The organism is Serratia rhizosphaerae (assembly GCF_009817885.1).
GTDB classification, from domain to species: domain Bacteria; phylum Pseudomonadota; class Gammaproteobacteria; order Enterobacterales; family Enterobacteriaceae; genus Serratia_B; species Serratia_B rhizosphaerae.
On the sequence record NZ_CP041764.1, the window covers coordinates 2826493 to 2845856 of the forward strand.

The window sequence follows — 19364 nt, forward strand, 5'->3', positions numbered from 1 at the left end:
CGTCCCGCCTTACTGCACCAGGTTATGGCTGATGGCGTACTTGACGATATCGGCATTGGCGGTGAAGCCCATCTTCTTCATCAAGCGCGATTTGTAGGTGCTGACCGTCTTATTGCTGATGGCCAGGGTGTCGGCGATGGCGTTAATTGATTCGCCGTGGGCCAGCATAATCATAATCTGCCGCTCGCGCAGGGTCAGGTTCTCGTGGGGGGCGCTGTTGCTCTGATACTGGGCGAATACGATCTTCTGCGCCAGCTCGTGATCGATATAGCGCGCGCCGCTGGCGACGCTGCGGATGGCATTCAGCAATGCTTCCGGGTTGCGATCTTTGGTGATATAGCCCAGCGCGCCGTGCTCCAGCATGCGCTGAGCGATCTGAGGTTCATTAAACATGCTGAGTACCAGGATCTTCAGCCCGGGGTGCTGGCTGCTGATGCGGTTGATCAGATCTTCGCCGCTGATCCCCGGCATGGAGATATCCAGCAGCAGCAGATCGACATCGCCGGCGCGCAGGCGTTCCAGCACCCGACCGCCGTCCGCGGCTTCGGCGACCACCTTGATGCCGGCGTCCAGCAGGAACAGCTGCTTCAGGCCTTCACGCATAATGGCGTGGTCTTCGGCAATCATTAAACGTATTGGCTGGGTCATGTCTTTCTCGCTTTATTATTTATCAAAATTTTGTCGGTTGAGCGGGAAGTTGAGCCGTACGCGGGTGCCTTCGCCCGGTTTGCTGTCGATGGTCAGCCAGCCCTGCAGCATTTCCGCCCGCTCTTTCATCCCCGGCAGTCCCCAGGCGTTGGAGCGTACGCGCTGCTGGTCGAAGCCGCGGCCGTTGTCCACCACTTCGATCTCCAGTTTCTCGCCGCGCTGGCGCACAAAGATATAGACGCTGCTGGCCCTGGCGTGGCGGGTGACGTTGGTCAGCGACTCCTGCACCACGCGGAAGGCGGCGGTGGTGCTGGGGTCATCCAGCTGCAGTTTTTTTTCCGTGGTGGCGATCAGAATGCAGCGGCACTTTTGCTGGCGGTTAAATTCATCGCGCAGCCACTCCAGCGCCGGCAGCAGGCCCATATTGAGCATATTCGGCCGCAGGCGGGTGGAAACGTCGCGCACCACCTGAATGGTGCTGTCCACTAGGCGCATCAGATTTTCCACCTGCAGGTGCACGGCGGCGTTATTTTCCGGCGACTGCATGCGGATCAGCGACAGACCGACCCGCAGCGAGGTCAGGTGCTGGCCCAGTTCATCATGGATTTCGCTGGCCAGGTACTTGCGTTCCGCCTCGCGCCGCGCTTCCTGATTACGCGCCAGCAGGCGCAGTTGCTGGTGTGCGTCGCGTAGCTCTTTCTCCGCCAGCCGGATGCCGGTGATATCGCGGCCGATGGCCAGCACGCTCTCCAGCTCGCCCTCCAGATTAAACTCCGGCACGCTGCGCACGTGCAGCACGCGCTGCTGGCTCTGATGTTCCAGCGCGATTTCCCCGTCGGTCGGGGTGGAACTGCTCATGGTGTGGGCGATCAGGCGCAACAGCTCCATGCCGGCGTTGTGGTGCGGCACACTTTCGGTCAGCTTCCAGCCGAAGATCTGGCTTTCGCTACGGTTAAACCACGTCAGCACGCGGGGGTTGACGTAAATACAGCGAAAAGAGAGATCGAAGCGCGCCACCATATCCGGCGAGTTCTCGACCAGCGCGCGGAATTGCTTCTCCCGCAGGTGTTGAATCGCCTCTTTCTTCTTCAGCTCGCGGACATCGCTGACGATGCACAGCGCATGCGGACGACCGCCGTGCTGATAGCGGCTGGAACTGACCTGGACGGCGATGATCTCACCGTTGCGATGCTGGTGCTGGGAGGTAAAGGTGATGCCCTCCGGGCGCATCGTCAGTTTCCACCACAGCGCGGCGACATCGTTATCCGCCAGCTCAGGCGCGATGGCGGCAAAATTGCTGCTGAGCAGCGCCTTTTTGCTGTACCCCATCAGGTTACAGGCGCGTTCATTGACGTATTTTATGGTTAAATCCTGATCGAGCAGGTAAATAGCGTCGTGAATGCGGTTGAGCGCGATGGACGATAATGACTCCGTTGCCGTCAGCGAGGGATCGAGCCAGTGGAAAAAACGCTGCAATAGATCATCTCCTTGTTATTGTGCCGTTACCGTGATGGCGCAAGCGCGGTTAATGCCGTGTATTAACCGCAGAGTAACGTAGCAGTTTCTGAAAAAATAGGACTTGATCCTGCGTTTGCGCGGCTTTTCACGGCGCTCGCCGGTTATTTATTTTAGTTCGGATTTTCATTATTTTTATTTGAACGTTATTTTCGCCTGTTATTTTCCCCGGCGTACCGGCAGCCAATCAGCGGAATACCTGGTTTTTCAGCGTTTCTCTGGCGCGCGACAGACGGGAACGCACGGTGCCTATCGGGATATTCAGCTGCAGGGCGATATCCTGATAACTGCCGTCATCGCCGATCAAAATCGTCAGCATCCGTTTAATTTCTTCCGGCAGTTGGTCAATCGAACTCATGGCCATGGCGAGCAGCCGCTGTTGTTCGGTCAGCGCGCTAGGATCGTCATCGTGCAGCAGGTTTTCCAGCACCTCATCGTTCAGCGTATCAAACAGATAACGGTTTTGCTGACGCTTGTAGTGGTTGCGGATCAGATTAATGGCGATGCCGAACATCCAGGTTTCCGGCAGCGAGGCGCCGGTAAATTTATGCCGGTTACGCAGTACTTCCAGGCAGGTCATTTGCGCGATGTCTTCCACATCCTCCGTGCTGGCGACTCTCCTTCGAATGAAATTAATCAGCTTTTTGTTCGATTGCTTAAAAATACATTCCCAGTCCACCGGTATATCTATGGCGTTGGTCGGCAGTGCGCTGGCAGTGAATGAATTCATCATTTTTATTTCTCCTTAAATAAAATCGCAGTGAGTTCACTCTTAAATAGCAAGCGCTGTGCCACTCCTATTTCGTAAATAGTGTGTTGTTTTTATGTGCCTTTATTTTTACGCTAGGAATGTTCTGAGAAAAAATCCGCAAAAAAGAAAAAATTGCTGTGCAAGGAATGGCACTAATTTCATCTGGTGATTATTTGAATTTCCAATAACTCAATTCTTTTATTTTTTTCGGAACCTGAAGCGCTCCGGCTCCACAGAAAGAGAGTCATCTTGATGAGGAACCGGCAATGTTGAAATCCTCCAGCCTGGCCTTTACGCCAAACCCGCTGCGCGCCCTGATGAAGCAGGGAGAGGTCGGACAGAATAAAAACAGCGGCAGGGCCGCCGGCCATGCCGCCGCGGGCGCGGCCAGCGCCGACGATATCAAAGAAGAAGCCGGGCTGATGTTTGGCGAAAAGGCGGAAAGTAAAAAGAAGGCGGACCAGCGCCGGCAGAACCAGCATCACGTGCGTCACCGCCATCTGCTGAACAAGGTCGAGCTGCATAAAATGTACGCGATGTTGGATGCGCGCGATGCCGGGCGTCAGCAGGCATCGCTGCAGCGGCTGCGCGACGCCTTAAAGCGTAAGGCGGAAACTGACGAACTGCTCGCCATGCTGGACGATGACCCGGCGCGCTGCGACCTGCTGTTGCGGGTGATGGAGCGCGAGGCGCGCAGCGACGGCGATGAAGAGCTGCGTCAGACGGTGGAGCAGCATCTGGAGGCGCTGGAACAGCACCACGGCGAACGGCTGCGGGCCGGGCTGAATATTGCCGGGTCGATCGCCGAGCTGACTGACAACCCGCAGCGCAAACAGAGCCTGCGCAATATTTATTACGACAGCATCGTGCATCAGCAGTCGGCGATGGCGATGGTGGATCTGCTGCTGGGGCATTTTGCGCCGCAGGACTTCAGCACCGGGCTGCGTACGCTGCAGCGCGCGCTGGCCGACGATATCGCCGCGCTGGCCTCGTCAATCGGCGCCGGGGCGCTGCGCCATATTCAGACCGGGCTGTTCGAGGCCGGGCAGGTCAACCACACCCTGGAAGAGAGCCGGACGTTGCTGGATCGGATGGCGGGAAAAATGGCGCTGGGCAATATGGATCACGTGGAACTGGCGCGGCGTCTGCTGCATATCTGCCACAACGGCGCTTTCCAGCAGGACTTCAGCCAGCTCGGACACGAGGTGGTGACCGATGCACAGCCGCGCCATCTCTCCATTTTCTTTAACGGCGTGCTGCCGCTGGTGCGCGATTTGCCGATCGGGCTGTGGAAAATCAAGGACGGGCGGCAGACGGCGCTGAAACTGCTGGAAAACCACAATACGGAACTGCTGAAGAGCGAGCGTCAGCAGGCCAGACGCGCGTCGAAGCCGTAAGGGAGCGTGATGAACAGCCTATTTGCCATCCTCAATAAAATCGCCATCAGCGCGATGCAGCGTTCGGAGATCGTCGGCGCGGCGTTTGCCCTGGCGCTGGTGTTTATGCTGATCGTCCCGCTGCCGTTGGGGCTGATCGACATGCTGATCGCCGTCAACATCTGTCTCTCTTCGCTGCTGATCGTGCTGGCGATGTATCTGCCCAAACCGCTGGCGTTCTCCACCTTTCCGGCGGTGCTGCTGCTGACCACCATGTTCCGGCTGGCGCTGTCGATCTCGGTCACCCGCCAGATCCTGATCCAGCAGGACGCTGGCCATATCGTTGAGGCGTTCGGCAACTTTGTGGTGGGCGGCAACCTGGCGGTGGGGATGGTGATGTTTCTGATCCTGACGGTGGTGAACTTTCTGGTGATCACCAAAGGATCGGAGCGCGTGGCGGAAGTGGCGGCGCGTTTTACGCTGGACGCCATGCCGGGCAAGCAGATGTCGATCGACAGCGACCTGCGCGCCGGACTGATTGACGTGCATCAGGCGCGCAACCGCCGCAATGAACTGGCGAAAGAGAGCCAGCTGTTCGGCGCGATGGACGGGGCGATGAAATTTGTCAAAGGCGACGCCATCGCCGGGCTGGTGATCCTGTGTATCAACCTGATCGGCGGCTTCAGCATCGGCGTACTGCAGCTGGATATGGCGCCCGGCGATGCCATGCACACCTACTCGATCCTGACCATCGGCGATGGCCTGATCGCCCAGATCCCGGCGCTGCTGATCTCCCTGACCGCCGGCATGATCATTACCCGCGTCTCCTCAGAAGGCGACAGTACGGAAACGCCGAACGTCGGCCGCGAGATCGCCGAGCAGCTGACCAGCCAACCCAAGGCGTGGATCCTGGCCTCGATGGGGATGATCGGCTTCGCGCTGGTGCCCGGCATGCCGGGCGTGGTGTTCTCGCTGCTGGCGTTGATCACCCTCGGCGGCGGCGGTTTCCAGGTGTGGCGTGCGCGGCAGGAAATGCTGCTGGCGAAGCCGCAGATCGAAAACGAAGTGATCCCGCCGGAGCTGAACGGCCGCGAGGATCTGCGCCAGTTCAACCCGACGCGCCCCTGGTTGATCCAGTTCCATACTTCGCGCCGCGGCGTGGCGGAGACGCTGGATCTGGTGCAGGAGATCCGCAGGTTGCGCAACCGCATCGTTTACCACTTCGGCTTTACCCTGCCGGCGTTTGATATCGAATTTACCGATAAGCAGCCGGCCGATGAGTTCCGCTTCTCGGTGTATGAGATCCCGAAAGTGGTCGGCACCTTCAACAGCGCGTTAACGGCGCTGGACATCCGCCAGCTGGAGAGCCTGAGCGAGGCGGAGCGTGAAGGCGCCATCCCCGGCGATGAGGCGCGCGGCGAAGAGGATTATCTGTGGCTGGCGGCGGAGCACCCGCTGCTGGCGCGTGAAGATCTGGCGCGCCACAGCGCCGGTGAGCTGTTGCTGACGCGTATGGAAGACGCCATCCACGCCAGCAGCCCGCACTTTATCGGCCTGCAGGAGACGCGGGCGCTGATGAGCTGGCTGGACGCCGAGCAGCCGGAGCTGGCGCAGGAGCTGCAGCGGGTGATGCCGCTGACGCGTTTCTCCGGCGTGCTGCAAAAGCTGGTGGCGGAGCGCATTCCGCTGCGCTCGGTACGCGCCATCGGCGAGGCGCTGATCGAACACGGCCAGCACGAACGCGACGTCAACCTGCTGACGGAGCAGGTGCGCATCACGTTGAAAACCCACCTTTGTCATCAATACGGCCAGCCGGACGGCATTCACGCCTGGTTGCTGACGCCTGAACTGGAAGAGGCGTTGCGCGACAGCCTGCGTCAGACCCAGAACGATATTTTTTTCGCCCTGAGCCAGCAGCAGATCCAGCTGATTCATCAGGAGGTGAAGCAGGCCTACGCGCCGGGGCAGGACAGGCAGGCGGTGCTGCTGGCGGCGCAGGATCTGCGCGGGCCGCTGCGGGCGCTGATTCAGGAGCGTTTCCATGCGGTGCCGGTGCTTTCATTTGCCGAGCTGGAGCCGGCGCTGGCGGTTCAGGTGCTGGGGCGTCTCGATGTCGATCCGGCATTCTATTCACTCACCCCCTGGGAGGATTAACGGATGTTTGAGCTGCGCGTACTGTCCGGCTACCACTGCGGCGCCGCCTTGCCCCTCAGCGGCGCGTCGTGGCGCATCGGCGGCGATCCGCAGGCCGATCTGCGCCTCGACGGTGTGGATCTGGCCGGCCTGAGTTATCTCCTGAGCCGTGACGATGAGCAGTGGCGGCTGGCTGCGGAGCCGGCGTCGCAGGAGAGCCGGACGCTGGAGGCGGATACGCCGTTCCAGCTGGCCGATGTCTGGCTGTGCGTGGCCCGCGCCGAAACGCCGTGGCATGAGGCGGCGGCGCTGCCCGCCCCGTCGGAGGAAAACTCCGCGCCACCGCCCGTCGCCCGTCGTCGCCTGTCCGGCGCGATGCGCGGGCTGGTGCTGGGGCTGTTCCTGCTGCTGAGCATCACGGTCGCCAGCTGGATCCTGCAGCCGACGATGGCGCAGACCTCCGCCGGCGAGGGGCGCACCGCCAGCTGGAACAGCGTGGAGGAGCTGCGCGCGCCGCTGCAGCAACAGCTGCGCGAACGCGAACTGCTCAAACAGGTCCGCATCAGCAAGCAGGGCGACGGTCTGCTGCTGAGCGGCGCATTAAGCAAGCCGCAGATGGCGGTGTTCGAACGCATGATGGCGCGCTTTTATGCGCACTACGGCGCCGCGGCGCCGGTGAAAACCGCGGTGCGGCCGCAGGAGAAAAAACTGCCGTTCCGCATCGTGCAGATCACCACCGGCCAGCGGGCCAATATCGTCACCGAAGACGGCCAGCGGGTGTTTATCGGCGATGAGGTCGCCGGCCTGCGGCTGGCGGCGATCACCGACGATCGGATCGAATTCAGCGGCCGCGATCCGCTGACGGTGAAATGGTGATGACGGATTTTTCTGGCGGGATCGCCGCATGGGCCGATCGTCAGCGGCGGCGTCTGCAGCAGGCGGATGCGGTAACGGCCTACGGCCGGGTGACCGGCATCAGCGGCATCCTGCTGGAGTGCAGCCTGCCGCGCGCGCGCATCGGCGATCTGTGCCGTATCACGCGCAGCGCGCAGGAGAGCGTGCTGGCGGAAGTGGTGGGCTTTAACCCGCAGCATACGCTGCTGTCGGCGCTGGGGCCGCTGGACGGCATCGCCCGCGGCGCACGGGTGACGCCGCTGTGGCTGCCGCACAGCATCAGCGTGTCTGATGCGCTGCTCGGCAGCGTGCTGGACGGCTTCGGCCGCCCGCTGGATGAACAGAGCGTCGGCGCCTTTGCGCTGCCGGGGACGGGCGTTGATACCGTGCCGGTGGTGGGCGATGCGCCGCCGCCGACCGCGCGTCCGCGTATTGCCCGGGCGCTGCCTACCGGCGTGCGCGCCATCGACGGGCTGCTGACCCTTGGCGTCGGCCAGCGGGTCGGGGTGTTTGCCGGCGCCGGCTGCGGCAAAACCACGCTGCTGGCGGAACTGGCGCGCAACACGCCCTGCGACGCGATTGTCTTCGGCCTGATCGGCGAACGCGGCCGTGAACTGCGCGAGTTCCTTGACCACGAGCTGGATGAGACGCTGCGCAGCCGCACGGTGCTGGTGTGCGCCACCTCGGACCGCAGCAGCATGGAACGTGCGCGTGCGGCCTTTACCGCCACGGCGATTGCCGAAGCGTTCCGCGCGCAGGGGAAAAGCGTGCTGCTGATCCTGGACTCGCTGACCCGCTTCGCCCGCGCCCAACGCGAAATCGGTCTGGCGCTGGGCGAGCCGCCGGGGCGCGGCGGGCTGCCGCCGTCGGTTTATACCCTGCTGCCCGGACTGCTGGAGCGGGCGGGGCAGACCATGACGGGCAGCATTACCGCCCTGTATTCGGTCCTGATTGAAGCGGATTCGATGAACGACCCGGTGGCGGACGAAGTGCGTTCGCTGATCGACGGCCATATCGTGCTTACCCGCCGGCTGGCGGAGCGCGGTCACTATCCGGCCATCGACGTGCTGGCCAGCCTCAGCCGCACCATGAGCAACGTGGCTGAACGGGCGCAGATCGCCGACGCCACCCGACTGCGCCGCCTGATGTCTGCCTGGCAGCAGGTGGAGATGCTGATCCGGCTGGGGGAATACGAGCCGGGGCATGACGCGATGACCGACGCCGCGGTGGAGGCGCAGGGCGCGATCAACGGTTTTTTACGCCAGGAGACGCGCGATCCCTGCGACTGGGAAGAGACTTTGCAGCAACTGACGGAGGTAAGCGGCTATGCGCCAGAACAGGAACAGTGATCACTCGCCGCCGCCGGACGACGGCGATCGGGCGCTTGGCCAGGCGCTGGAACTGATGCTGCCGATCCGCCGCCAGCGTTTACAGCGCAGCGAGCGCCGGCAGCGGCGGGAAGAGCAGCAGCTCAGCGCCTGCCGGCGGCAGCTGCAGCAGACGCAGCACCAACTGGAAGCCACGCGGCAGGATTATCAGCAGCGGCGGGCGCAGTTCGACCAGCGTTATTTAGGCAGGCAGCCGCTGGAGCGTCTGCAGCACGGCCTTGAGGACGAACGCAGCGCGGCGGCGTCGGTGGACGCCGGCCGGCAGCAGCTGCTGGCAGACCAGCGGCGCAGTGACGAGCAGCAGCAGAAACTGCAGGCGGCGCAGGCCGAGACGCGCCGTCGCCAGCGCGAGCTGGAGAAACTGGAGTGTCTGCTGCGGGAAGAGGGGGGCGCGCCATGATTTCCCCGACGCAGCATGAACACCGCGCTTCAGCCCGCGCACGCGAAAAAGAGCGGGAGCGCGAACCGCAACGCCCGGCGGCGCAGCGGCGTCAGGATGCGACGGCACGCCAGCCGCGCGACGAGCACGGGCCGGCCCATGATGTGCGCCATCCGCTGCGCAAGGCGCGCCCAGAAACTAAGAGTGTGGCGCGTTCACCTGAGCGCGGCCGCGCCACGGCGGAACGGCCGGTGAGCGGCGGGCAGCCGACGGCCAGGCGCGATGAAGAGAATTCCGCGCCGACGCCGGACGGCAACCTGTTCAGCATGCTGATGGAACACGATACGCCAGCATTTCCCGGTGCGCTGCACGTTGCGCCGCACGCCGCCGCCACCCCGCATGCTGCGGCGACGCCGGAAAGCGCCGCCTCTGGCGCGCCGATGGCGCTGTGGCAGCCGCTGGAGAATGAGCTGGACCGGGCGTTGGTCAATCCGCCGGCCGGCCCGGTCTCCGTCACGCTGCTCTTGCCGCGCTTGGGGGATGTGGACGCCCGTTTGCAAGCGCTGCCGGCGGGCGGCTGGGATATCGCGCTGCGCTTTGCGCCGGCGGCGCTGGAGGCGCTGGCGGCCCATGAGGAGCGCTGCCGCCACTCGCTGCGCCGCCGTCTGGCGTGCCGGGTGCGCCTGCGCTTTGAGCAGCGGGGGTATCAGCCATGAGCACGCCGCTGAAGCTGCGGCGGCAGAGCGCCGCCGAGGCCCGGCTACGCGGCCTTCTCGGCCACGGGCTGCGCCTGGCTTTTCAGCTGGGTGAGAGCGTCGGCGAACTGCGTATTGAGCCGGCCACCGGCGAGCCGCAGGCTGCGGGCACGGCGCTGCGCTGTATGGCCGGCCCGCTGTGGTTGAGCGACGCGGAAGGCGTCTGCGCGCTGCTGTCCGACTGCCCGGCACTACCAACCGCCAGCGACGAGGACGACCTCTGGTACTGGCCGCTGTTCAATCACGCGCTGAGCGCGCAAATCCGCGCGCTGTTCGGCGAACTGAACGCCGCCGACGGCGCACCGCCCGCCGGTGCGTTTGGCGTACGGCTGACGGTGACGCTGGGCGACCTGCGGGCGCAGAGCGCGCTGACGGCGGCGCCCGAGGTGTTGTGCGCCCTGCTGGCGGCGCCGGGCTGGCAGGGCATCGTCAACGACGCCCTGACGGCGCTGCCGCTGACCTTACCGTTTTGCGTCGGTGCGCTGACGCTTTCCCTCGCGGAACTGACGCGCCTGCAGCCGGACGATGTGCTGCTGCCGTGCGAGGACACATTCACCCCGCACGGTGCGGGGACGCTGCGCTTTGCGCACTTCCGGGCCCAGGGCGAACTGGTTGGCGCGGAAGGGCGGAGCACTGGTTTTTATCTTACCGATCTGGAGACAACATCCGTGACATTTCCCTACAACGACAACGAGACAGAAAGCGACGTACAGGACGAGAGCGGCATGGAACGGCGTATTGATGCGGAACCGGCCGGCGTGACGCTCGACCCCCTGCCGCTGGCGCTGACCGTGCGCTGTGGGCATCTGCATCTGACCGTGGGCGACCTGCAGCGTCTGGCGCCCGGCGCCACCATTATGGTGGATCACGTCCAGCCCGGCGAAGCGCTGCTGTGTCACGGCGACTACCCGCTGGCGAAAGGCGAACTGGTGGATGTGGAGGGGCGGCTGGGGCTGCAGATTACCCATATGCTGCCGGGCAGCGTCAATCCGCTGGGGCAGGGGCACTAAGGCTATGGAAGCGCAGTCGCTCAATCCGATGATGCTGGCGCTGTTTCTGGGAGCGCTGTCGCTGGTGCCGATGCTGATGATCGTCTGCACCTGTTTTCTCAAGATTTCCATGGTGCTGCTGCTGACGCGCAACGCGATGGGCGTGCAGCAGGTGCCGCCGAATATGGCGCTGTACGGCATCGCCCTCGCCGCGACGCTGTTTGTGATGGCGCCGGTGTTTAACGATATGAGCCAGCGGCTCAAGGCGATGCCGCTCGACTTCAGCAATATGGAACGGCTGGAGTACACCTTCGGCAATGGTGCCGAACCGTTGAAGGCGTTTATGACGCGCAATACCGACCCGGATATTCTGACGCACCTGCAGGAGAACGGCGCGCGCATGTGGCCGAAAGAGATGGCGCAGTCGCTGACGCCGCAAAGCCCGCTGCTGGTGATCCCGGCGTTCGTGCTGTCCGAACTGCAGAACGGCTTCAAGATCGGCTTTCTGATCTTTATTCCCTTCCTGGTGCTGGATCTGATCGTCTCCAACGTGCTGCTGGCGCTGGGGATGCAGATGGTGTCGCCGATGACGGTCTCGTTGCCGCTGAAGATCCTGCTGTTTGTTCTGGTCAGCGGCTGGACCCGGCTGCTGGACGGCCTGTTTTATAGCTATCTGTGAGGCGGCGATGGATATACTGAGCTTTTTTCGTCAGGCGATGCTGCTGGTGGTGCTGCTTTCCGCGCCGCCGCTGATCGTCGCGGTGCTGGTGGGGGTGATCACTTCGCTGCTGCAGGCGGCGATGCAGCTGCAGGATCAGACGCTGCCGTTCTGCCTGAAGCTGGTGGCGGTGGGGGTGACGCTGGCGCTGACCGGGCGCTGGCTCGGGGTGGAGCTGCTGCAGCTGACGCAGAACGCCTTTGCCATGATGTCGCGGGTCGGCGGCTGATGCTGTGGGGCGACCTGCTGGATCAGCTGTTTCAGTATCTGCTGGCGCTGCTGCTGGGCATGGCGCGCATCTTTCCCTGCGTGTTGCTGACGCCGATCTTCTCCTTCAACGTGATCAAAGGCGTGCCGCGCGCGGCGATCGTGGCGGCGCTGGCGCTGTTTATCGCGCCGGCGCTGCAGGCCGAGATCGCCGCCGGCCCGCCGCCGCTGCTGACGCTGACGGCGCTGGGGCTGAAAGAGATGATCCTCGGCGCGCTGCTCGGGCTGGTGCTCGGGCTGCCGTTCTGGATGATGGAGTCGGTCGGAGCGCTGTTTGACAACCAGCGCGGCGCGCTGATGGGCGGCCAGCTCAACCCGCTGCTGGGGCCGGACGTGACGCCGCTGGGCCACCTGATGCAGCAGTCGATGATCCTGCTGCTGATGGTGGGGCCGGGGCTGGGCACCATCACCCAGGTGCTGTGGGACAGTTACCGCCTGTGGCCGGCGCTGGCGTGGATGCCGCTGCCGGGCGAACAGGGCTGGGGCGTCTGGCTCGGCCTGCTGAAAACCACCTTTGTCGATATGGTGCTGTACGCCGGCCCGCTGGTGGCGCTGCTGCTGCTGATGGATTTCGCCGTCGGCATCATCAGCATCTACAGCCCGCAGATTCAGGCCACGGTGCTGACCATTCCGGTGAAGTGCCTGCTGGGGCTGCTGTTTTTCGTCTTGTACCTGCCGGTGCTCAACCACCTGGCGGGCGAACGTCTGTTTGAACTGCGCGATCTGAGCGCCATTCTCGGCACGCTGCTGCAACCGGCGGGAGGATCTGATGGCTGAAAAAACCGAACAGGCCACGCCGCAGAAGCTGCAGGAGTCACGGAAAAAGGGGCAGGTCGGCCAGAGTCAGGATATCCCGAAGCTGCTGATCTCGATCGGCATTCTGGAGACGATCTTTGCGCTGGTGGAGAGCGGCATGCAGCGCATGGAGTCGATGATGCTGCTGCCGCTGTTGCGTCTGCGTGACCCGTTCGGCCATGCGATGGAGGAGGTGATCGCCGACTCGCTGCTGGTGCTGGCGCTGTTTTCCGCCATCGTCTGCAGCATCGCGCTGCTGCTGCGGGTGCTGGGGGGCTGGATCCAGTTCGGCCCGCTGTTCTCGGTGGAGGCGCTGCTGCCGAAGCCCGAATCGCTCAACCCGGTGAACCAATTCAAGAATATGTTTTCCGGCCGGCAGATGGCGCAGTTGCTGACCAGCATTATCAAGGCGGCCGCCATCGGCCTGGTGCTGTGGCTGTCGCTGGCGCCGGAGATGGGCAACCTGGCGCGCCTGGCGCAGAGCACGCTGGACGGTTTCTGGCACGGCGTGCTGCAGCTGTTTATCAGCTGCGCGCGCCGGGTGCTGCTGGTGCTGCTGGCGCTCAGCCTGATGGATTTCGGCGTACAGCGCTTCTTCTTCCTCAAGCAGCAGCGGATGAGCCACGAAGATATCCGCAACGAATATAAGCAGAACGAAGGCGACCCGCATATGAAAGGGCACCGGCGTCAGGTGGCGCAGGATATCCTGAACGAAGAGCCGAGCGCGGCGCGCAACGTGGCGGTGGAAGAGGCCGACGTGCTGCTGGTCAATCCGACCCACTACGCGGTCGGGCTTTATTACCGTCCCGGCGAAACGCCGCTGCCGCGTCTGGTGTTCAAGGCGCACGGTGACGATGCGCACTATCTGGTGGATCAGGCGCAGCGCGCGCATATTCCGGTGGTGCGCTATATCTGGCTGACGCGCACGCTGTACCGCACCACGCCGGAAGGCAGCTGGATCCCGCGTGAGACGCTGAAGGCGGTGGCGCAGGTCTACCGCCTGCTGCGTGAGCTAGAGGACAGTTACCTGAACGAGGTGATTGAGCTGGAAGAGGAGCCGTTTCCGTAACGGCTCCCTGGGGTCAGGCGACGGGACGCAGGCGTTCCAGCAGATCCGGCATAAAGTCGCGCACCTGGTGGCCGCGTTCGATAAAACCGTTGAGCAGCAGGGCAAAACCGGTGTGATCCAGCTGGCTCAGCGCGCTGCGGCCGCACAGGCGTAGGTTACGCTCTTGATCCAGCGCCAGCCAGCAGCCGTCCATCGCGCCGATCTCAAAGTTCATCGTCAGCAGCGTCTGCAGCATGGCCGGCGTTTGCCAGGCCGGATCGGCGGGCAGAATCAGGCAGTGCAGCATCAGCATCTCGCCCGGCGGCGGCAGTTCCAATACCGCCAGCTCCCGGCCGCGTTCATCCTGCAGGGCGCAGACGCCGTTTTCCATGTGCAGTTCGGTGTGCAGGCTCGCGCCGTAGCGGGCCAGCAGTTTTTGTATGTAGTGCGTTTCCACGGGTCTCTCCTCGGGTTTATGCATCTTTCAACAGTCGCCCCTGCGCCCACGCCCGGTTGAGCGGTTCGCTTAACGCAGCGTTCTGACGGTCGGCGAGTTCGCCTTCAAGGCTGTAGCTCAGCGGCGCGCTTTGATCGACGCCGTAGCTGAAGCTGATCTTGCCCAGCTTGCGCTCTTTCTCGATGCTGACATTGCTGCCGCCGCCGATCAGAAAGCGTGGGGACATGATGCCGTCGCCCTTGGATTTACTTTCGACAAAAGCGATGGATTTGATGCGCATCTTGCTGCGATCCTGCAGCTGCCGTTCGAGATCCTGGCGCTGGATATTGCCGTGCAGCCAGCTTTCCACCAGCTCTCTGCGGTCTTCATCCTTCAGCTCCAGCGTCACCTCCGCCTTGGTGTCGGTGCTGAGCTGCATCTGGCCGATCAACCCGGCGAGGCGCGGATCCTGCGCCATCATGGCGCCGATGCGGTTGGCGTTGCTGTTGGCGTGGTTGTCGTCCTGCATCTCAAAGCGGAAAGCATCATGGATCCAGTGCGGCAGGCTGTTGCTGTCCAGCTTGGCCAGGTTGTTGTAGGTGGATTGATACTCCAGCGCGCCGGGCAGCGGCACCTTGTTATCCATGGCTTCGCGCTGGTGGATCAGTTTCTGCAGATCGCGGATCGCCGCATGCTGGCTGTTGTTCAGCGTTTTGGCGCCAAGCAAATGTTGGAGGAAGTGGTCGTTCAACGCCGCCAGCTTGGCCTTTGGCGAGGTGTCACCGGCGCTGTCCTGCACCGTGGCCAGCACCCGGGCGTCGGCCGGGCTGGTAAAGGCCTTGCCGAGGGTTTCCGCAATCTTGTCGATATGGGTGTGATCCAGCGTATGCGGTTCCGCCAGCTCCATATTGATTTTCTTTTTGGTGCGGCCGTCAAAGGTGTAGCGCGCCGCCAGCGCGCTGGTTGCCATAATTGGCTCGCGCGCATGTTCGGTTTTGCTGCTGACGCCGACGGGCACCATAATGCGGGCGTCCAGATTGCCCTGATTCAGATAGCGTACCCGGTTGTCGCTGTGGCTGACTTTGCTGCCTTCCGCATTGTGCGCATCGCTGCGTTCGCGCTGGCCGTGCAGCAGATTGGCGCCCGCCGCCAGACCGCCGCCGAGGCGCGCGCTGGCGACGTTGGCGGTCTCGTTTTTGTTGGTCATCGGCAGGCCGAGACTGGCCTGCGCCGAGGCGTTGATATCCAGACTCAGGTTCCAGACGTTGCCGTTTTTCACCTTGTGATCGATGGCCTTGTCCAGCATATCCATCGGCCTGAGCTGGTTGGTGGTCAGCTGCTCCAGAAACTGCGGCAGCTCGTTATCGCTCAGGCTGAAGGTCATGCTGTTTTGCGACTGGCGCTGCAGGTTCAGCGGCAGCGATGCGCCGAAGCGTACCACCGGCGACAGTTTGTGGTTGCCGTCCGGGCCGAAATTCAGGCTGTCTTCATTCAGGTGGCCGGTCAGCACGTTGACCCCGGCGGCGCCGAACACGTTCAGGCTGCCGCCGCCGTTGCGGGCGACGGTTACCGTCAGCCCGCTCTCCTCGCGGGTGAAGGCCAGGCTGTAGTCACGATCCAGATTCACCCGCGCGCCGACCGAACCGATAATCTGGTCGCCGGGAAGGGTGACGCTGGAGACAAAGCCGCTGTGGCCGTTGCCGAAGGTCAGCGCCTCGCCGTTTTTCAGCGCCAGCAGCTCCTTGCCGAGCCGCTGGGTCAGCTCCTCGCGGCTGCCGGTCTGGAACAGCGTGCTGGCGGTGACGTAGGTGCCGTGGTGCTGCTTGGAGAAGGCCTTGACCGTTCTTTTCATGCCGTCGTAATAGGCCTCAAGCTGGCGGGTATTCTGGAAGCCCTGATCGGACAGTTTTTTCACCGGGTGCTGATCCCACTGTTCGTCGCGGAGGTTACGCACGGTGTCGCGCAGGGTGTTCAGGCGCTGCGGGTCGGACGCCGGAGCGGACTGACAGTCGCTCAGCGCCTGATGCAGCTTTTCCTGCGTCAGCAGATCGAGAAACAGGCGTGATTTCAGCAGGCCGATATCGTCGTGATAGTCGCGTTCGTCCTTCAGGTGGTTGATCACCACGCGGTTATTCTCCATGGCGCTCAGGGTTTGCAGCGCGTCCTGCGCCGATTGCGAACCGTGGTTGCCCAGCAGATGCCGCAGGGTGCCGGCCAACTGCGGATCGCGCTGGCTGTGGCGGTTGAACTGGCCGCTGCGGGTGTGCAGCAGTTTTTGCGGGTTGTCGATTACCCGGTTGTGTTCATCCACCACGCCGTAATGTTTGCCCACCGCGGCGCTGTGCAGGTTCAGGCTGCGCCCGAGCATCTCGCCGAAGCCGGCGATCTCTTTGTGCAACTGCTGGTGTTGTGCATCGGCGCTCTGTCCCAGTCCCAGCGCGTCGAGGCGCGTCTCCAGCGTTGGCAGGCTGTTGAGTTCGGTGGTGCTGCCTGCGGACGGCGCCGGTTTGCCGGCAATCTCGACGGAGAGCTGCTGCTGGGCCTGGTAGCAGGGTCTCAGCCCGTCACGGCCGCTGGCGCGGTGGATAATTTCATTGCCGAGGTTTTTCAGCGGTCGCGGCATTTTGCCTTGCGGCTTGAACAAGAAGGCCTGCATGCGCTTTTTAAACGGATTGTTCACCTGGCGCGTATTGTTGCCGCTGGCGCCGAACACCTCAAATTCTCGCTTATAGGTAATGCCGGTTTTGGGGACGCGGCCGCTTTTGCCGCTGGCGTCCAGCCGGTCGAAGGTCTGCTGCGAGGTGTCGCTGCGGTAGGAAACGGGTGCCGTATCGTCGGTGGCCTGCCAACTGCCGTTGTGCCAGGTTGCGGAGTGGCCGCTGTCATCCGCCGCCACCAGCCGGCCCTGTGCATCGTTGTGCAGACTGGTGAGCCGGCCGAGATCCGGCGGTGGCGTCACCGGCTGCCAGGCGGTGGCGGCCTCATTCTGTTGGCCGCCCCCCGGACGCAGCGCCGGCGGCAGCCAGCCGCCCGGCGCCAGACTGAACAGCTGTCCGCCGCCGGTCAGGCCGAACAGCTGATGGCCGGCATTGCCGGCCAGATCTTTCAGCCTGCCGTCCGGCGTCCGGGCGTCGGGCAGCCCTTCGCTGCCGATCGGCCGCGGCGGCATGCGCTCACGGCGCAGACCGGGGATGATTTGGTGCAGCCGCACCCGGCCGTCTTCGTTCAGCGAGGCCAGACGTCCGTTGCCTAGCGACGTGACGGTTTGGGTCTTGCTGTTCTTGTCCAGCCCGGTCAGGGCGAGATCGGCCTCCACGCTGTTACGTACCCGCGTAAGGTGAAACAGGTTGTTCTGGAGGGAAGCCTTGTTGCCGGCCTGATTGATCTTCAGCGGTTTGACTTCGCCGTCCTCCACTTTATACGCCTGGCCGTCGTGGCCGCGGATCAGACGCTCGGCCTTTTCGCCGCTGGCCTCCCAGTGGCCGGTAACTTCATCGCGAAAGTGCACCTTGCCTTCAATCAGCGCCAGTTTGCCGAGCCGGCCCAGATCGACGACGTTGTGCGGCAGCGGTGTGCTGAGGCGCAGCCCTTTCTGATAATCCATCACCATGCTGTCGCTCAGGTTCCAGCCGGGGGTGACGCCGGTGTCGCCCAACTGGCAGCTGAATTCGTGATTGTGACGGTTCTTCACCACGGCGTGGATGCGATCGTCGCCGTCGTTCAGCAGCGCGGTCAGCTGTGCGTCGGGGTCGGAGAACAGATGGCGAATCTGGGTATCGCGGCCGTCTTGTTCCAGCTCCAGAGTCGGCGGTATTTCACCGTCCGGCAGCGCGGCGCGGTGCAGGCGACCGCCGTCGTCGAACGCCAGCAGTTCATTGCCGCGCAGGGCGATGGCGGCGGGATAAAACGGCTGCGGTTCGCCGCTGCCTTCGCGAGCCAGCTGCAACTGCAGCGGCTGCGGCGCGCCGTCCGCGCCCGCCGGGCGAAACAGCAGTTGTTGTTTGCCGGCGGCTTTGTCCGCCGTCAGCGCCAGCAGCGCACCGTGGCGGTTGAGCGCATAGGCGGAAACTTTCTGACTGAATGTATGTTCGGTGCGACCGGTGCTAAGGTTCAGCAGCTGTTTATCGTCCTGCAGCGCAAACAGCTGGCCGTTGCCCTGGCGGCTGAGCTGGCTGAAAGGTTTGGCGTCGATATCATGCATCGGCTGCCATTCGGCAGGGAGTTCCGATGTGTATTGGTATAGGCGATCGCCGTACAGGCGCAACGCTTGCTCGTCCTGGCCGGTGTGGTAGATACCGGTGAGTTTTTCCCGCAGCGCCTGCGCCGGCTTGGCGACCGTCTTCGGCTCGTCGCCGCCCCAGCTGACGCTGCCGTTATTGCCGGCGACGGGCGTCTGCTGCGGCGGTACCGATAGCCGGTGGGTGAAGGCGGTAAACGCCAGCGGATCTTCGTGCAGATGAATCAGCCGGTTTTGCTGGTCGAGCAGCGTATGGCCGTGCTCATTACCGTTGCCATGCCAGCGGTAGCGCTGGTTATTGGCGTTGAGGGTGTTTTCCAGCAGCGGGCCTAATGCTTCGCCGGCGTCGATATCCAGCGTGCCGTTGTCCCGGCGGCTTAACCCCGTCAGCTGGGCGGTGGGCGCCTGAGACTGCCACTGGTGCTGAGTGCTGCGCTCCAGCCGCCGGCGCTGCGCCTGCTTTTGCGCCAGCGTCGTCTGCTCCTCCGGCGTGACGGCCGGCGGTTCTTCACTGGCGCCGTCGATGCCGCCGAGCCGACCGTTGAGCTGCACCGCCCAGTTGCCGGACTCACGGGAGAGTCGAGGGAGCTGCGGCGCGGCGTTCTGGCGCTGGCGCAGGCCGGCCGGAGGGCGGTGTGGTGAAGACAGGGGCGCGCGCTGCGTTGACGGCGCGGTGCTGCCGCGGAGGGTGTGGTTGCCGCTGCGGGCGGCGTTCTCGTCGCCCGTCCGCCGCACCCGATTGAGTAACGCGCCGATGCTGCCGCTGATTGAGGTTGTCATAGCCTCTCCTTTATCGCAGATAGTAGCCGCGTGCGGAGGGCGGGCCTCCGCAACCGCCGTCAGGGGTTAACCTGTACCCGGGTGTAATCCGTCGGACCGGTGCGCAGGTCCGGCTGCCACCAGATGGTCAGGCTGTTGTCGCCGGACTGCGGCCGGCAGTCGACGCTGGCGCAGCCTGGCGGCGCTTTCGGGGCGCAGGCGGCGAGCAGCATGGCCGCCAGCAGGGCGGCGATAAATCGGATAACCATGTTCTTC

At 63.6% G+C, this 19364-nt stretch carries 17 protein-coding genes; 11 read left to right on the forward strand and 6 right to left on the reverse strand.

Features of this window, described 5'->3' with window-relative positions; all coding sequences use genetic code 11:
• Positions 1-9: 9 nt before the first annotated feature.
• The 3 genes from FO014_RS13170 to FO014_RS13180 form a co-directional block, all read right to left on the reverse strand.
• Positions 10-648: a response regulator gene (locus FO014_RS13170; protein WP_160029842.1), complete on the reverse strand. Its 639-nt coding sequence runs from the start codon at positions 646-648 to the stop codon at positions 10-12.
• A 15-nt stretch (positions 649-663) separates the two neighbouring features.
• Positions 664-2124 carry a PAS domain-containing sensor histidine kinase gene (locus tag FO014_RS13175; protein ID WP_160029843.1) on the reverse strand — a complete coding sequence of 487 codons (1461 nt, stop codon included), beginning with the start codon at positions 2122-2124 and terminating at the stop codon, positions 664-666.
• Positions 2125-2350: 226 nt separating this feature from the next.
• On the reverse strand, positions 2351-2896 hold the full coding sequence (locus FO014_RS13180) for an RNA polymerase sigma factor (protein WP_160029844.1): 546 nt from the start codon (positions 2894-2896) through the stop codon (positions 2351-2353).
• A gap of 284 nt (positions 2897-3180) precedes the next feature.
• Between FO014_RS13180 and sctW the strand changes: the two genes are divergently transcribed.
• Genes sctW through sctU form a run of 11 tightly spaced genes read left to right on the forward strand, consistent with a single transcriptional unit; the run spans position 3181 to position 13677 of the window.
• A complete protein-coding gene (gene sctW / locus FO014_RS13185) occupies positions 3181-4311 on the forward strand; it encodes a type III secretion system gatekeeper subunit SctW (protein ID WP_160029845.1) in 1131 nt (376 codons plus the stop codon).
• Positions 4312-4320: 9 nt separating this feature from the next.
• The gene (gene sctV / locus FO014_RS13190) at positions 4321-6444 is read left to right on the forward strand and encodes a type III secretion system export apparatus subunit SctV (protein ID WP_160029846.1); all 2124 of its coding nucleotides are present in this window, start codon (positions 4321-4323) and stop codon (positions 6442-6444) included.
• Between the two features lie 3 nt (positions 6445-6447).
• Positions 6448-7299 (forward strand): FHA domain-containing protein, encoded by an 852-nt coding sequence (locus FO014_RS13195; protein ID WP_160029847.1) that lies wholly within the window; start codon positions 6448-6450, stop codon positions 7297-7299.
• Positions 7299-8666, forward strand: coding sequence for a type III secretion system ATPase SctN (gene sctN, locus FO014_RS13200; protein ID WP_425500722.1), 1368 nt, complete (start codon positions 7299-7301; stop codon positions 8664-8666). The genes FO014_RS13195 and sctN overlap by 1 nt, the downstream gene beginning before the upstream one ends.
• Positions 8644-9105: a type III secretion protein gene (locus FO014_RS13205; protein ID WP_160029849.1), complete on the forward strand. Its 462-nt coding sequence runs from the start codon at positions 8644-8646 to the stop codon at positions 9103-9105. The genes sctN and FO014_RS13205 overlap by 23 nt, the downstream gene beginning before the upstream one ends.
• Positions 9102-9800, forward strand: coding sequence for a type III secretion system HrpP C-terminal domain-containing protein (locus tag FO014_RS13210; RefSeq protein ID WP_160029850.1), 699 nt, complete (start codon positions 9102-9104; stop codon positions 9798-9800). The genes FO014_RS13205 and FO014_RS13210 overlap by 4 nt, the downstream gene beginning before the upstream one ends.
• Complete coding sequence (locus tag FO014_RS13215) at positions 9797-10849, forward strand: FliM/FliN family flagellar motor switch protein (RefSeq protein ID WP_160029851.1); 1053 nt, start codon at positions 9797-9799, stop codon at positions 10847-10849. The genes FO014_RS13210 and FO014_RS13215 overlap by 4 nt, the downstream gene beginning before the upstream one ends.
• A gap of 4 nt (positions 10850-10853) precedes the next feature.
• A complete protein-coding gene (gene sctR, locus FO014_RS13220; protein ID WP_105232595.1) occupies positions 10854-11507 on the forward strand; it encodes a type III secretion system export apparatus subunit SctR in 654 nt (217 codons plus the stop codon).
• A 7-nt stretch (positions 11508-11514) separates the two neighbouring features.
• Positions 11515-11775, forward strand: coding sequence for a type III secretion system export apparatus subunit SctS (gene sctS / locus FO014_RS13225; RefSeq protein WP_015673951.1), 261 nt, complete (start codon positions 11515-11517; stop codon positions 11773-11775).
• The gene (sctT, locus tag FO014_RS13230; RefSeq protein WP_111736372.1) at positions 11775-12590 is read left to right on the forward strand and encodes a type III secretion system export apparatus subunit SctT; all 816 of its coding nucleotides are present in this window, start codon (positions 11775-11777) and stop codon (positions 12588-12590) included. The genes sctS and sctT overlap by 1 nt, the downstream gene beginning before the upstream one ends.
• Positions 12583-13677 (forward strand): type III secretion system export apparatus subunit SctU, encoded by a 1095-nt coding sequence (gene sctU, locus FO014_RS13235; RefSeq protein ID WP_111736373.1) that lies wholly within the window; start codon positions 12583-12585, stop codon positions 13675-13677. Before sctT ends, sctU begins: the two co-directional genes overlap by 8 nt.
• 13 nt (positions 13678-13690) lie before the next feature.
• Here the strand turns inward: sctU and FO014_RS13240 are convergent, their stop codons facing one another.
• Genes FO014_RS13240 through hrpT form a run of 3 tightly spaced genes read right to left on the reverse strand, consistent with a single transcriptional unit; the run spans position 13691 to position 19357 of the window.
• Positions 13691-14113 (reverse strand): CesT family type III secretion system chaperone, encoded by a 423-nt coding sequence (locus FO014_RS13240; protein ID WP_160029852.1) that lies wholly within the window; start codon positions 14111-14113, stop codon positions 13691-13693.
• Positions 14114-14129: 16 nt separating this feature from the next.
• Positions 14130-19109, reverse strand: a complete 4980-nt coding sequence (locus FO014_RS13245) for an AvrE-family type 3 secretion system effector (protein WP_160029853.1) — start codon at positions 19107-19109, stop codon at positions 14130-14132.
• Positions 19110-19168: 59 nt separating this feature from the next.
• A complete protein-coding gene (gene hrpT, locus FO014_RS13250) occupies positions 19169-19357 on the reverse strand; it encodes an HrpT family type III secretion system protein (RefSeq protein ID WP_201282861.1) in 189 nt (62 codons plus the stop codon).
• Between the last annotated feature and the right edge of the window lie 7 nt (positions 19358-19364).

Bases quoted from the DNA above. Each gene is read 5' to 3' on its own strand.
- FO014_RS13170 (WP_160029842.1), bottom strand. From the start codon at position 648: ATGACCCAGCCAATACGTTTAATGATTGCCGAAGACCACGCCATTATG.
- FO014_RS13180 (WP_160029844.1), bottom strand. From the start codon at position 2,896: ATGATGAATTCATTCACTGCCAGCGCACTGCCGACCAACGCCATAGAT.
- sctW (WP_160029845.1), top strand. From the start codon at position 3,181: ATGTTGAAATCCTCCAGCCTGGCCTTTACGCCAAACCCGCTGCGCGCC.
- sctV (WP_160029846.1), top strand. From the start codon at position 4,321: ATGAACAGCCTATTTGCCATCCTCAATAAAATCGCCATCAGCGCGATG.
- FO014_RS13195 (WP_160029847.1), top strand. From the start codon at position 6,448: ATGTTTGAGCTGCGCGTACTGTCCGGCTACCACTGCGGCGCCGCCTTG.
- sctN (WP_425500722.1), top strand. From the start codon at position 7,299: ATGACGGATTTTTCTGGCGGGATCGCCGCATGGGCCGATCGTCAGCGG.
- FO014_RS13205 (WP_160029849.1), top strand. From the start codon at position 8,644: ATGCGCCAGAACAGGAACAGTGATCACTCGCCGCCGCCGGACGACGGC.
- FO014_RS13210 (WP_160029850.1), top strand. From the start codon at position 9,102: ATGATTTCCCCGACGCAGCATGAACACCGCGCTTCAGCCCGCGCACGC.
- FO014_RS13215 (WP_160029851.1), top strand. From the start codon at position 9,797: ATGAGCACGCCGCTGAAGCTGCGGCGGCAGAGCGCCGCCGAGGCCCGG.
- sctR (WP_105232595.1), top strand. From the start codon at position 10,854: ATGGAAGCGCAGTCGCTCAATCCGATGATGCTGGCGCTGTTTCTGGGA.
- sctS (WP_015673951.1), top strand. From the start codon at position 11,515: ATGGATATACTGAGCTTTTTTCGTCAGGCGATGCTGCTGGTGGTGCTG.
- sctT (WP_111736372.1), top strand. From the start codon at position 11,775: ATGCTGTGGGGCGACCTGCTGGATCAGCTGTTTCAGTATCTGCTGGCG.
- sctU (WP_111736373.1), top strand. From the start codon at position 12,583: ATGGCTGAAAAAACCGAACAGGCCACGCCGCAGAAGCTGCAGGAGTCA.
- FO014_RS13245 (WP_160029853.1), bottom strand. From the start codon at position 19,109: ATGACAACCTCAATCAGCGGCAGCATCGGCGCGTTACTCAATCGGGTG.
- hrpT (WP_201282861.1), bottom strand. From the start codon at position 19,357: ATGGTTATCCGATTTATCGCCGCCCTGCTGGCGGCCATGCTGCTCGCC.